Below are 11,858 nucleotides of genomic sequence, written 5' to 3' on the forward strand. Positions count from 1 at the left end.
TTTTGATGTTATTTCCAAAAAAATAGATCAGCGCAAAATACGCTGATCCAGTATTCAATCTTGCTGAGGCTAACTCTGCCTAGAAGGACAACTGTACGGAGCCATCCTCGTAGATGTCTACTCTCTGCGTACAGAGCAGCATGCCCGCTCCTGTTACCGTTCCTTTGTCACGTAAATCTCTTTGCCGGCGTTCCCATAGCTCCCGGTCATGGATGATGTCATACAAGTAATAACTCTCCGAATTGGCTGCCTCCATCTCCTCCACAAAGATGAAGTTTTCTGGAAACAGGCTGCGGAACCAGTCTGCCGCCTCAGCATGGGAAGTGAACGCCGGTAGGTCACGTTCAAAGCGTTCGGATAAATAACGCTGCTTCAATCTGCCGATTCTTACATAGTAGTCTTCGAGATTATGCGGAGTGATCACTCAGACGCCCCCTTGGTTTGAAATTTTGCAATAAAATATCATGCTAGCGTATATAATTGTCGATCGCCTTGTTCAGATCCTCCAGCACCTTTTCCTCGTCGCCATGATGGACGGCTTTGACCACACAGTTCTCCAAATGGTCCTTCAGCAGCAGCTTCGCAGCCTTGTCCAGCGCTTTCTGCACGGCGGCAATTTGCAGCAATACCTCGGAGCAATCGCGGTCTTCGGCGGTCATTTCCTTGACGGCGCGGACATGGCCTTCAATACGGGCCAGCCGGTTAACGATTTGCTTGCGGTACTTGTGCTCATAATTCTCGTCATGATGATGACCACTTGCTTCCTGAACCATATATTTACACCCCGGCTTCTTTTCTATCATCTGAAGATAGCTTTAGGGGTATTATAGCAAGAATAGATTCCAAGAAACAAACAGGGCTTATTTGAGCAGCCGCAGGCCGCTTAAGATTACAGCCAGCGTACTGCCTTCGTGACTGACCACACCCGAGGGCAAGTTGATGCCGCCCGCAAAGTTGGACACAACCAGGAGCAGAATAACGGCGAGGGCAAACGCAATATTTTGCTTAATGACCCGGCTGGTCCGGCTCCCGAGTGAGATGGCATAAGGAATCTTGGCAATATCGTCGGTCATCAGCACCACGCCTGCCGTCTCCAGCGCCACATCACTCCCGGCGGCTCCCATCGCAATGCCAACGGATGCCGCCACCAGCGCGGGCGCATCATTCACGCCATCCCCGACCATCGCTACTGCGCCATATTGCTCTGTTAGCTTACGGATCACGTCCAGTTTCCCGTCCGGCAGCATCTCGGCGTATATCTCCTCAACTCCCGCTTGTTTGCCAATAGCCTCCGCAGTAGCCTTGGCATCTCCGGTAAGCATAACCACATGCTTGTTCATCGCTTTAAGCCGCTGAATCGCTTCTGAAGCATGGGAACGCAGAACATCCTGCACGGCCAGCATACCAGCATACCGTCCCTCAAATTCGACGAAGACGACAGATTTCCCCTCAGTCTCCAGTTGCTCAGCCTCGGCAATCGGCCCATCATCAATGTTAAGGTCCAGCAGCAGCGCTTTTTTGCCAAGTCTGCAGGGTTTGCCGCTCACGAGTCCGCTGACCCCCATGCCAGTTACCGCTTGCATCGCAGCCGCCGGCTCAAGGATAAGCTTCTGCTCCTCGGCCGCATCAACTACCGCTCTAGCAATCGGATGCCGGGACAGCTTCTCCAGCGATGCCGCAAGGCGCAGCAGCTCCTCTTCCGTGAAGCCGTCCGCCGGACGGATATCCGTTACCTGCGGCTTGCCCTGCGTAAGTGTTCCGGTTTTGTCAAAAACCACTGCGTTCACGCTCCCAATCTGCTCCAAGTGTACACCTCCCTTGAACAGAACGCCTTTGCGGGCGGCATTGGAGATGCCGGACAGGATTGCAGGCATAATAGAGGATACAAGCGCGCAAGGAGAAGCGACAACAAGGAATATCATCGCCCGGTAAAACGTATCCTCCCAGGTCCAGCCAAACAGATATGGCGGCAGCACCATTAACAGCAGTGCAAGCACGACCACGCTTTTGGCATAAATGCCTTCAAACCGCTCCACAAAAAGCTGGCTCGGCGGCAGCTCATTCTTCGCCTCCTGCACCATATGTATAATCCGGGAGAGCAGCGTATCGTCCGCCGCCTTGGTCACAAGCACTCGAAGGGCTCCCTGCCCGTTCATCGTCCCGGCAAATACAGCATCGTTCAGCGTTTTATCCACGGGAATAGGCTCACCGGTAATTGTAGCCTGATCAACGGAGGAGCTGCCTTCGACGATGGTCCCGTCACAGGGGATACGCTCGCCGGGGCGTATCAGCACAAGATCTCCCTTTTGCAGCTCGAAGGCCTTGATCCGCTCTTCCACACCTTCTCTCAGCCTTACCGCTTCTTCCGGACGGTATTTCAGAATTGCGGCGATATCCTGGTTGGTCTTCTCCATAGAGTAATCTTCCAGTGCTCCGCTAAGACAAAAAATGAAGATCAGCACCGCACCATCCAGCCAGTAGCCGATGCTTGCCGCCCCAATGGCCGCAACAACCATAAGGAGGTCAACATCGAGATCCTTTTCCTTAATCAGAGTTTCCAAGCCATCCCATGCCTTGCGATAACCACCCACGGCATAAGCCATGACGAAAAAGATAATCGACAAGACCCCCTGTCCGCTCCGGTCCAGGCTCCAGGCCACTCCAATCAGCACCAGACAGGCGGCTGCGATCAGAATTCCGCCGTTCTTTTCCCATGCAGACGTCCAAGAGAAAGCTTTGGTTTCCTTCGTTCGTATAATTTCTCCCATGCCATTCACTCCTCAAATATAGTGAGAACCGTTCTCATGAATATATCCCCCCGGGGGGCATATTGTAAATGGCTTTTTCACATGGAGTTGTGACAAGCAGAAACGGATTTGCCGTCCTTTAAAGGGACGGTACCGTTTCAGCGAGAAATAGAAGGATGATTTATAGTGTAAAACACATAAACCCTTATATTTCAAAAAAATGACCCCTGACGATGATCAGAGGCCACTTCGTAAGATTTATGGGTTATACGTCTTTCTTAATGAAAATCCGCAGCGAAATCAGATAAGAGCAATACAGGATGATTACATAACCTAAGCCGGCAATAATGGGTATAAGTATGTTGTCTGTAGTTCCAGTAGCCAGCCACTCAGAAAGCGCCGGAAAGCGGTCTTTCAAGCTGGATAAGCCGGTGACATTGATCATTATCATTAGCATAAAAATGACATTGACGAATTGCATTCCCTTTTGACCAAGCCAGTAATACAGCGGCAAATAAATGGCCGCAAGTATTGGAAACGTCGCAATGACCAGGAACAATTCTCTCCAGGCAATGGGCTCGGATGTCCAGCCTAGCAGGAAAGCAGTGCAGTACAACAATAGAGTGCAGCTTAGGCTAATCAAGCAATAGGGCAGCACTGTCAAATATTTGGCCAGCACCAGTTGCTGCCTGCGGAGTGGAAGACTGACCAGAAACCGTTGATTATTATGCTGCACATCCAAAGTGCAAGCGTTCATCATCATTAGCATAGATGGAAACAGCGCAAACATCGTGTAGTAATCGATATTCGTATACGCCATAATCACAAAGTAGGGAATCATCAGCAGCATAAACTTGCGCAGCAGGATGAAATCCTTGCGGATTAAGTGCAGCGAGCTATACACGGGCTTCACTTCCTTTTACGGTAAAATACATAATTTCCTCCAGTGTCGGAGTCTCGCAAATCGCAGTATCCTTAAAATAACGTTCTCCCTCCGCCCGGTTGCCGATCAGTCCTTCAAAGCCCAGTCCGCTCTCACGGATGCCGATGAACCAGCGCCGGACATCCCGGTCAAGCAGCTCCTTCCCGCCTCTCACCAGCAGATACTTCTCCGCCAGCGTCTCCTTCATCTCATTGAAAATAATCCGTCCGTCATTGATGAAAACAATATAATCCGCAATCCGGTCCAGATCGGTAGTGTTATGGGTGGAGAACAGAATCGACCTCTTCTCATCCTGAATGTGCTCACTGAGCAGCTCCAGCAGTTCCCTGCGGAAGATGGGGTCCAGTCCCGATGTCGGCTCATCCATAATCAGCAGATCCGCATGATGCGACAGGGCAACCGCGAGCGAAAATTTAATTTTCATCCCTTTCGACAAATCCTTGATCTTCTTGCCGGGCGGAAGCTTGAACAGCTCCTGGTATTTCTGGTATGTATGCTCATCCCAATGACTGTAGAACGGGGCAACGACCCGCTTCATCTGCTTGACGGTGAGATTCTCGTAATAGATATTCTCGTCCGATACATAGCCGATCCGCTCTTTAATCGCCGCCTGATTCCGCAGGTGATTCTGCCCGAACAGCTCGATTTCACCCTGGTCAGGGTAGACCATCGACATCATCATTTTAATCAGGCTTGTTTTACCCGCTCCGTTCGGGCCGATCAGCCCCGTGATATACCCCTCCTTAATCCCGAGTGTAATATCCCGCAATTCAAAGCGGTCATAGCTTTTGGTCAAATTGTTCAATCTGATGACTTCACTCATTCTTGTTCCTCCTCATAGAGCAGTTTCAGCATTTCTGCCAGCTCAGCGTATTCCATTCCCACAAGCCTGCTCTCTTCAATAATCTCTTTCAGCTTGATTTCCATAATCCGCAGCCGCTGCTCCCGGATGAACTCCTGATCCGCCCCGGATACAAAAGACCCCTTGCCGACGATAGAGTTGATCAGCCCTTCCCGCTCCAGCTCCTCATATGCGCGTTTGGTAGTGATGACACTGATCTGCAGCTCTTTGGCCAGCAGGCGGATGGATGGCAGCGGTGTGCCGGAGACCAGCTCCCCCTGTAAAACCATTTGACGGACCTGCCTTACAATCTGGGCATAAATCGGCTCGCCGGAGGTACTCGATATCAATATGTTCATGTTGCGGCACCAGCACCTTTTGTGATTAATGTATTTATTGTATATATGTAATATATACACCATTCCAACCATTGTCAAGGCTATGCTTTTGTGCGGGAGGGGCAGATGGACACGTATTACGGGAGGGCTTATTGGGAAAAGGTAATCATGAGGATTTTTTATTTTACCGTTCATTAACAATGTAGAGATATAATAGGTGAAAAAAGGGGTTTATTCATTCCAATGCGAACAAAATGGTTCAAGCTGGGCTATGGGGTGCTGATCGCCATTGTCGTTGCACTTATGATGCCTAAATACTCTTACAATGACCCGGACACCTTCTGGCATATTGAGCTCGGCCGCTACATGATTGCCCACGGGACCGTGCTGCATCACGCCATCCATACCTTCTATGGAGACAAGCTGCCTTATATCCCGCATGAGTTCGGCTTTCAGATATTATTAGCTCCCTTATATCAGAAATTCGGATGGCCGGGGGTATATCTGCTGACCGCGTTATGTCTTTTCCTTCTGGTGATGGGGCTGCTCCGGCTGGGCCGCATTTCCCGCAAAGAGCTGGGCATGACGGAAGAGCATCCGCTGCTGCTGCCCTTCGTGCTGCTAATTACTAGCTGGATCTACTACAACTATTTCAAAGGCAGACCGCAGATGATCTCCTCCTGGATGATCGTATGGTTCTTCGTGTATTTGCGCGAGTTCCAGCTTAAGACAAACCTGAAGTATGCTGCTGCAATGGTCCTGCTCTCCTGCGCTGTAGCGAATATCCACACTGGCGTGTGGCTGGTGATTGCGGTGTTCACTGGCATGGCTGCGCTGGAATCGCTGCTGGAGCGGAAGCTTACCTGGCGGCGGGCTGCTGTGTTTATTCTGGTCTGGCTCTCCGGTCTTCTCAATCCGGGTGGACTAAAAAGCCTGCTGTTTATTTTTACTGTGACCCATAAGAACTTCAACATGCTGATCAATGAATGGCAGCCCATCCAGTATAGCCGTCTGGAGAACTTGCCGATTCTGCTGCTGCTGCTGTTTTTTGCCGTAACCTTGCCCTTTTCCCTGCAAAAAAAACCGTTCCGCTTCTTCCTCATGACCGGCATTCTGTATCTGGGCGTATCCAATTTCAAGCAGAATCTGTTCATGTGGCTGTTCATCCCTTATTTTGCCGGCGCCTTTTTCGAAGCGATTCCATATCTCCGCAACACTACCTTCCGGTTCAGCCGCAGGCTGCTGATGCTTGCACTGGCTGTCGGTCTGCTTTTTAATATAGGCTATATCTTTGCTGTGCCGCCGGTAATCGACGCGAGGGCTTATCCTGTGGACGAAATGAATTATGTTATGGAGCATACCGCCCAAGGGATACGACCCAAGGTGCTCTCCAGCTATGGTTCATCGGGGTATGTGATGTTTCGCGGAGGGGATGTGCTCTGTGACGGCAGGCAGGACCCTTTTATCACCAAGGACTCCATAGGCGTGATGGGCTGGACTGCGTTTGAGCGCTCCATGTACGGCTTCTCAGAGTATCTCCCGGACATCGTGAACTTCGACCACCCCGACTATATCATCGTCAAAGAAGGCAGCTCCAGCAGACTTTACCAGGACTGGGTAAAAGCCTTTGGCAGTCCGGTCTATAAAGGAAGCTACGGGAGTGTATTTGCTGTCAAAAGAAAATAAAGTATGTTTTAGACTGACTCTGGATACGGTTCTCCGCTTTGTCTGTAACTGCAAGTTTTAAGGCCATCCTTTTGCGGGATGGCCTTTACTCGATATCACTCCGTTATTGACAAAGCATTCTCAATCGCTAGACAAGCGGCCCGGTTAGTAACTTGTCAGCCCTTCGCACAAGGTCCACAGTTTGTTGCCCGCTCCATCATCAAACCTGGTGTGAATCGGTACGATCTGCTTCTTATCATCGAAGAACACGCCATTTGTGCGCTCTATTTCTTTCGCGGATGCCAGATAAACCCCGATCCCGCATTCTGCTTTGACCCATGCGTTCATGAGAGGTGCAGCGGCCCTTAAATACCAAGGCGCGTTCCTCGAAAGATTGGATTTCACAAACCCCGGATAAAAAGCGTTGGAGGTCACTCCAGTTCCTTCCAAACGTTTTGCCAATTCGAAAGCAAACAGCGTCTTGGCGAACAGCGACTGGTTGGCTGCACTCATCCCGCTATACTGGCGCTCCATTTGAATATCATCGAAGTTAATGACGGGATTCTTAAAAAATCTAGGGTTACCCGACACTGTGATGACGCGTGCGGGCCCACTTTCCTGGAGGATGTCGAGCAGCCGGTTAGTCAGCAGATAATGGCTAAGCACATTGACCGCGAACGTACGATCAATCCCCTCAGCCGTCAGTTCCTTCTTAAAATAGATTGCACCACAAGCATTAACAAGCACATGCAATTGATCGTATTTCCGCTTGATCACATCGCTGACTTCCCGGATCGATGACTGCAGGGAAATATCCGCCACCACCCAATCTCCCCTGCTGTTGCCTGTGGCCTCCGAAATATCCTTTAATGCAGCTTGTCCACTCTCCGCACTTCTGCTGATGATCACGACCTTGGCGCCGAGACTGGCTAGTCCCGTTGCGATGGCTTTTCCTACTCCGGATGTTCCCCCTGAAATTAAAAATACTCTGTTTTCAATATCCGTACGTGTGTCGTTCATTGTCTCTCCTCCTTATATATAGCAGCAAAAATTTTCGCGAAGTCTTCGAGCTTGACTTTGCCCAGGTGGTAGTCGGTGGCACGGAGACTGGCGTAAAATTCATCGGGGCTCTCACCGGCGCGGCTCATTTGGGCGAAGCGGTTAGCGGTGTCTTCGTGGAAGCCTAGTTTTATCATATTTTCAACGAGGGCTTCGAAAGGGATTTGCTGGTATTTGGCTTCGATCCCATTCTCGGCAAGAGCCTTAAGCCAGTCGCTGCCTGTGGCCCAGTCGCTAACGACGAATTTCGCGCTTTTGCCCGCTGGGGTGTGATCAATCAGGGCGTAAGCAACGTCTGCAATATCAATGGGGCTGACCCAACCGTGCGCGATATTAGCCGAAACTGGACTAAAGAGGGTTTGCATCGTTTTGAGACTTTGCATGTCGGCAAAAAGATTGCTGTAAAAGCCGACAGGACGAATATGAGCAACGTTCACGCCTTCAAGCGAGTTAAGCGCGTCTTCTGCAAAATGATAGATGTAAAGGATGCCGGCGTTAGGGTTGTCGGCGCCGACTGAGCTGAGGTTGACGACGTTTTTCACGCCCGAATTTTGCACGGCGGTCTTATAATTCTCTGAGAGCTCGATTGCTCTCTGCCACATGTCGATGCCGGAGGCTGGATTGATGCCTGAAATCATGAGATAAACAACGTCGCTGCCTGTGAAAGCCCGAGTAAGGAAGTCGACGTCCCGGTTTGAGCCGACTGCTGCTTTGGCACCAAGCGCTTCGATGTCGGCGATACGATCGCTAGAGCTTGTGATGACCGTGACGTCGTGTCCATCAGCGATGAGGCGTGGAAGGTAGTAACGATTAATATTGCCAAGTGAGCCGAGTACTGTGATTTTCATTGTGTATTCTCCTTCTTTTTGATAAAATAGTGTCACAAACTGACATTTGCAATCATTGTATACCTGCGGGTTTTTTATTGTCAAGAAAAAATGTCAGAAACTGACCTTTCTATTTTCTTCCATTAATCATATAAATAGGGATGATAAAAAATGAAAAGCAAAGAAAAATTACAGGCGGCGGCCACCAAATTATTTATGGAAAAAGGCTATGAAAACACGACTGTGCAGGAGATTGCGAATCTTGCGGGTGTGACGGAGCGAACCTTTTTCCGGCAGTTCAAGGACAAGTCGGACGTGCTTTTTGACACGAACAATGAGCTGGGGCAGGGGGTCGCGGCTTTTATCACGGACAATTTTGACGTAGAGAAAAAACCGCTGAAGCTTGCGGTTGAAGGTTTTGTATCGGTTTCCGGGTTTTTCGATGGCTCGCGGGAGAGGGTGCTGGCGCGGAGTCAAATTATTCACAGCAACCCTGATCTGCAGGAACGGGAGCTGTTGAAGGGGCAGGTGCTCATCGCGTCTGTCACAAACTCGTTATCTGCCACATATGATAGCGATCTGTCAGAGCTTGCCGCGCGGTTTGCGGTTGAAATTTTTCACATGGCATTTAATAAATGGATTAAAAGCGCTGAGAAAGACCTTGCGGAGCAGCTGCTCACTGTGTATGAGTTGTATGAGAACTCGTTTTGTTACGTGGATTGAAACACTAAAAATTTCGCCGTCACTTAAGGTAGGGTTCACCGCGAATGGTTTTGAACTATTCCGCCCGTTAGTGGCCCTGGCGCTAGCGTGTCAATCCCGCCGCTCTCAAGAAATGGCCGACAATCTCCGTCTGATACCGGACCCGCAGCGGGAAGCTCAGACTCCAGCAGGTCTCTACGGTAATTGCTCTCGCGCCAAACATGCGCTGCATCGCCATCCGGGATGTCCCTGAACGCTCGCGCAGGTGAATATTGAAATGATACGCAGGAACAGAAATAGACTCATTCATCCGCTTAACAATTTGCCGCGCTACAGGGGCTGCCTTGCTTCCCGGGCTAATCATCAGGGTCTGCCCCACCCGCTTGCGGTTTTTTTGCGACAGTCCGTTCGCCTCATGCAGGTCGAGGTACCACGAAGGATGATAGCGCCGTGCAAGCTCAACTAAAGCTGCGGCAAGCGGATGGCTGGCACGGGCCTTAGCGTTTCGCGGAAAGGTGCGGTTGAGGTCCGGCACGCCTCGGATATGCTTGCTGTATGCTTTCTGATTCACCAGAGGGACGATGATCAGCTTGCCCTTGCGGAGAAGCAGCTCCTTGCGTGTGAAGCTTCCGGCTAAATTTTTGGCAGCACGGATACTGGCCCGCTCGTTTCCATGAATGCCGGAGACCACCATAAAGACCGGTCCGGGCTGCAGGCTGTTGACTACATAATAGGGTGTGGCAAACGGGGTTCCGGGAGATAGTACACTTTTCTTAACAATCACCGAAGCTCACCTCCGTGTGAAAGCGCCGGATTGCCCCCGGCAGCTTCCGCAAATTATATCTATATGTGTATGCACAATAAGCTTAGCGGCTTGGACGAACACACACTTGAACACAATTGTTCATGGACAATTGGATGACCACTGTAGTGGCAAATGTTTATGTTTATGGCCGAGCAACAAAAAAAGCCCTGCATCTCTGCAGGGCACCGTGTATATTCGACTTCCACAAACACTGTAAAAGCAATTCAATCAGTAATCAACGCCGTGTCCCAATGAAATAATCGCTAGTGTCCCAAATGGCGCCGAAGGTCTGGTCTGCTGATTATCTGCAAAGGCTGTTACTGAAAAGCTACTGAATATAACCACTGTGAACAGAACTGAAAGAAATGTCTTTTTCATCCATTAACACTCCTTCTAAAATGGTTTTTAACTGCAGCTTATATAGCTGTTCTTGTTCTCTGCTGGCAAACTCTCTGAATGATTCAAAAAGAGCTGTCAGCTTTTTGAATGCTATATTATCTTCTACCATAACACTTACTGTCAAAGCTTCCAAGTTCTTCTCTACTGCATTATGATAATCTCCCTGCTTATACTTATAAAGTGAAAATAAGCACAAGTATTCCGTGAAGTATCTGGCTGTAGTGCTATTGTTTGGGTTGCCCCCAATTTCTCCTAATTCATCAGATAGATCAGTCAACACCCAATCAATAGACAAATCGCTATTTATAGCAAATTCAAAAATAGTACTCATCCCGGCAACAAGCTCTCTCGGGTATTGTTTCAAATACTGGATGTAATCAACAAGGACTTCTTGGTTTCCCTCCATCAAATCGACCGTATATGTATTACCTAAAGCAAATATATGGAAGTCTTCAACTATATACTGGTCTTTTTCTTCAACACCTTTTAACCATGAAAGGTCTTTGTACTTTTGAATACAATCTCTCGATTTCTGGTATTGTTTTAATTTTTGATAAGCCACACCTTTACATAGCTGTGAAAATCCAATGTAGTAAATCAAAGGCCTATCATGAGAGGATTTACTGATTGGCTGCTGTAACAAGTAATAGTATAGTACGCTTGACTCTTCATAGAGTCTGTCAGCAATTATAATCATATTATGCCAATCTTCGTTGGAGAACGCTAGTTTCAACATTTTTGTCAGAGAATCAATGTCGTCTATGTTACCCAAGTCTATACCCTTCAACCCAAATCCTCCTTATTTGCCATTTTAATACATTATATCCCACATCTATACAATGGTCAAATAATTGATAGTCATAGTTTTACTCTGCAAAAGGCGCGGCTTAGTTCATTTGCCTTGCTCGTCGGCCGAGGGACCGTAAGGGCCTGGCACCGGAATATCGAGTAGCCGCAAATAAACCCCAAGCTGTGCCCGGTGGTGAACCATGTGGCTTATTCCGAAGGTGCGAAGCGCGATCGCCCGCGGCTGGCGCAGGATGATATGGTCGCCGTTCCGCAAGGTCCATTCCTCGCCGAGCGATTCTACGTCGCATTCGGCTAACAGCTTTTCAAGCTTGGCGACGTTCGTGTCGAATTCCTTCAGCAGGTCTTCTCGTCTTTCCAAAGGCTCCCGCCGAAACGGCACGGTCGAAAGATCGAATTCCGGGTAAAGAAAAATTGCAATTTGCCAGTTCAGCAGGTTGATCAGATGCGTGGACAGCCCGCTGAGCGTCATCGATTTCACGTGTGGCTTCCACTTCATATGCTCCTCGGGCAAGCACTCCAGCATTCGGCGCGTAGCGGCCAGCTCATGCATGACGTCTCCTACAATCAGTTGTTTCACCATAGATTCCCTCTCCTCCCTTATATGGCTAGCATACTATAAACCTGTGGAGCTTCACTAGATGTTAAGTGAAAGAATGTTGCATTTAGGGCAGGCCTGATGTAGCCTGACAATAGTGTGTTCCCATAAGCAAAAAAGGAGGCGC

General features: G+C 49.3%; 13 protein-coding genes. 2 read left to right on the forward strand and 11 right to left on the reverse strand.

Translation table 11 applies throughout. The features are described 5' to 3' along the window. Positions 1–79: 79 nt before the first annotated feature. The 6 genes from ACX1DY_RS00740 to ACX1DY_RS00765 form a co-directional block, all read right to left on the reverse strand. Positions 80–424 carry a hypothetical protein gene (locus ACX1DY_RS00740; protein ID WP_458962292.1) on the reverse strand — a complete coding sequence of 115 codons (345 nt, stop codon included), beginning with the start codon at positions 422–424 and terminating at the stop codon, positions 80–82. A gap of 43 nt (positions 425–467) precedes the next feature. After that, entirely contained in the window at positions 468–773 is a 306-nt protein-coding gene (locus ACX1DY_RS00745) for a metal-sensing transcriptional repressor (RefSeq protein WP_458962293.1), read from the reverse strand. Positions 774–860: 87 nt separating this feature from the next. Beyond that, positions 861–2,768: a heavy metal translocating P-type ATPase gene (locus tag ACX1DY_RS00750; protein ID WP_458962294.1), complete on the reverse strand. Its 1,908-nt coding sequence runs from the start codon at positions 2,766–2,768 to the stop codon at positions 861–863. Positions 2,769–3,012: 244 nt separating this feature from the next. Next, a complete protein-coding gene (locus ACX1DY_RS00755; RefSeq protein ID WP_458962295.1) occupies positions 3,013–3,651 on the reverse strand; it encodes an ABC-2 transporter permease in 639 nt (212 codons plus the stop codon). Then, positions 3,644–4,513: an ABC transporter ATP-binding protein gene (locus tag ACX1DY_RS00760; RefSeq protein ID WP_458962296.1), complete on the reverse strand. Its 870-nt coding sequence runs from the start codon at positions 4,511–4,513 to the stop codon at positions 3,644–3,646. Before ACX1DY_RS00760 ends, ACX1DY_RS00755 begins: the two co-directional genes overlap by 8 nt. Continuing rightward, positions 4,510–4,890 (reverse strand): GntR family transcriptional regulator, encoded by a 381-nt coding sequence (locus tag ACX1DY_RS00765; RefSeq protein WP_458962297.1) that lies wholly within the window; start codon positions 4,888–4,890, stop codon positions 4,510–4,512. Before ACX1DY_RS00765 ends, ACX1DY_RS00760 begins: the two co-directional genes overlap by 4 nt. A gap of 222 nt (positions 4,891–5,112) precedes the next feature. Between ACX1DY_RS00765 and ACX1DY_RS00770 the strand changes: the two genes are divergently transcribed. Next, a complete protein-coding gene (locus ACX1DY_RS00770) occupies positions 5,113–6,555 on the forward strand; it encodes a hypothetical protein (protein ID WP_458962298.1) in 1,443 nt (480 codons plus the stop codon). Between the two features lie 144 nt (positions 6,556–6,699). On the opposite strand, the gene ACX1DY_RS00775 is transcribed toward ACX1DY_RS00770, so the two are convergent. Together ACX1DY_RS00775 and ACX1DY_RS00780 are read right to left on the reverse strand one after the other, a co-directional pair. Then, the gene (locus ACX1DY_RS00775) at positions 6,700–7,554 is read right to left on the reverse strand and encodes an SDR family NAD(P)-dependent oxidoreductase (protein ID WP_458962299.1); all 855 of its coding nucleotides are present in this window, start codon (positions 7,552–7,554) and stop codon (positions 6,700–6,702) included. Next, positions 7,551–8,441, reverse strand: a complete 891-nt coding sequence (locus tag ACX1DY_RS00780; RefSeq protein WP_458962300.1) for an NAD(P)H-binding protein — start codon at positions 8,439–8,441, stop codon at positions 7,551–7,553. Before ACX1DY_RS00780 ends, ACX1DY_RS00775 begins: the two co-directional genes overlap by 4 nt. 150 nt (positions 8,442–8,591) lie before the next feature. On the opposite strand from ACX1DY_RS00780, the gene ACX1DY_RS00785 reads away from it, so the two are divergent. After that, complete coding sequence (locus tag ACX1DY_RS00785; protein WP_458962301.1) at positions 8,592–9,143, forward strand: TetR/AcrR family transcriptional regulator; 552 nt, start codon at positions 8,592–8,594, stop codon at positions 9,141–9,143. A gap of 82 nt (positions 9,144–9,225) precedes the next feature. Here the strand turns inward: ACX1DY_RS00785 and ACX1DY_RS00790 are convergent, their stop codons facing one another. The 3 genes from ACX1DY_RS00790 to ACX1DY_RS00800 form a co-directional block, all read right to left on the reverse strand. Further along, the gene (locus ACX1DY_RS00790) at positions 9,226–9,906 is read right to left on the reverse strand and encodes a succinylglutamate desuccinylase/aspartoacylase family protein (protein WP_458962302.1); all 681 of its coding nucleotides are present in this window, start codon (positions 9,904–9,906) and stop codon (positions 9,226–9,228) included. 349 nt (positions 9,907–10,255) lie between these two features. Then, complete coding sequence (locus tag ACX1DY_RS00795; protein ID WP_458962303.1) at positions 10,256–11,113, reverse strand: hypothetical protein; 858 nt, start codon at positions 11,111–11,113, stop codon at positions 10,256–10,258. Positions 11,114–11,218: 105 nt separating this feature from the next. Further along, the gene (locus ACX1DY_RS00800) at positions 11,219–11,716 is read right to left on the reverse strand and encodes a DinB family protein (RefSeq protein WP_458962304.1); all 498 of its coding nucleotides are present in this window, start codon (positions 11,714–11,716) and stop codon (positions 11,219–11,221) included. Positions 11,717–11,858 lie beyond the last annotated feature (142 nt).

It is taken from the genome of Paenibacillus sp. BAC0078, assembly GCF_054483875.1.

What these genes read in the sequence shown, in the direction of transcription:
- ACX1DY_RS00745 (WP_458962293.1), bottom strand. Translation starts at nt 773, where the DNA reads ATGGTTCAGGAAGCAAGTGGTCATCATCATGACGAGAATTATGAGCAC.
- ACX1DY_RS00750 (WP_458962294.1), bottom strand. Translation starts at nt 2,768, where the DNA reads ATGGGAGAAATTATACGAACGAAGGAAACCAAAGCTTTCTCTTGGACG.
- ACX1DY_RS00760 (WP_458962296.1), bottom strand. Translation starts at nt 4,513, where the DNA reads ATGAGTGAAGTCATCAGATTGAACAATTTGACCAAAAGCTATGACCGC.
- ACX1DY_RS00765 (WP_458962297.1), bottom strand. Translation starts at nt 4,890, where the DNA reads ATGAACATATTGATATCGAGTACCTCCGGCGAGCCGATTTATGCCCAG.
- ACX1DY_RS00770 (WP_458962298.1), top strand. Translation starts at nt 5,113, where the DNA reads ATGCGAACAAAATGGTTCAAGCTGGGCTATGGGGTGCTGATCGCCATT.
- ACX1DY_RS00775 (WP_458962299.1), bottom strand. Translation starts at nt 7,554, where the DNA reads ATGAACGACACACGTACGGATATTGAAAACAGAGTATTTTTAATTTCA.
- ACX1DY_RS00780 (WP_458962300.1), bottom strand. Translation starts at nt 8,441, where the DNA reads ATGAAAATCACAGTACTCGGCTCACTTGGCAATATTAATCGTTACTAC.
- ACX1DY_RS00785 (WP_458962301.1), top strand. Translation starts at nt 8,592, where the DNA reads ATGAAAAGCAAAGAAAAATTACAGGCGGCGGCCACCAAATTATTTATG.
- ACX1DY_RS00800 (WP_458962304.1), bottom strand. Translation starts at nt 11,716, where the DNA reads ATGGTGAAACAACTGATTGTAGGAGACGTCATGCATGAGCTGGCCGCT.